This window comes from Clostridium tarantellae, from assembly GCF_009295725.1.
Taxonomy (GTDB): Bacteria; Bacillota; Clostridia; order Clostridiales; family Clostridiaceae; genus Sarcina; species Sarcina tarantellae.
Genome location: NZ_WHJC01000624.1, coordinates 1 through 570, shown reverse-complemented (window position 1 = coordinate 570; position 570 = coordinate 1). Strand labels below are relative to the sequence as shown.

The window sequence follows — 570 nt, the reverse complement described above, 5'->3', positions numbered from 1 at the left end:
GAGCACAGTGGCTTGATAAGTATGTAAGAGTAGTATTAAGTGAATCAGTTTCCATTGCTTTAGAACTGGCTATTGTGGCAGGTACAGGAAAGGAACAACCTATAGGAATGCTTAAAAACTTAAAGGGAGCAGTAACAGAAGGAGTTTATACAGATAAAACTGCAACTCCTTTAAATGATTTAAAGCCAAGCACTTTAGGAAAAAGTATAATGGCTCCATTAACTAAGGAGGGTAAAAGAGCAGTTCCTTCAGTATTAATTTTAGTAAATCCCTTAGATTACTGGGAAAAAATCTTTGGTGCCACTACCTTTTTAACAAATCAAGGCACTTATGTACATGGAGTTATGCCTATACCCTGTGAAATAATTCAATCTGTAGCAGTTCCAAAGGGAAAACTAATAGCAGGTATGGGTAAGGATTATTTTATGGGAATTGGTTCAGGGCAAAAAATAGAGTATTCAGATGAATATAAATTCCTAGAGGATGAAAGAACATATTTAGTAAAACAATATGCCACAGGAAAGCCAAAAGATAATGATTCCTTCTTAATTTTTGACATAACTAAATTAA

1 protein-coding gene is annotated in these 570 nt (G+C 34.0%); it reads left to right on the top strand.

Going from position 1 to position 570, the window contains the following annotated elements; all coding sequences use genetic code 11:
• A partial coding sequence (locus GBZ86_RS19060; RefSeq protein WP_207707492.1) for a phage major capsid family protein occupies positions 1-570 on the top strand: 570 nt, incomplete at both ends.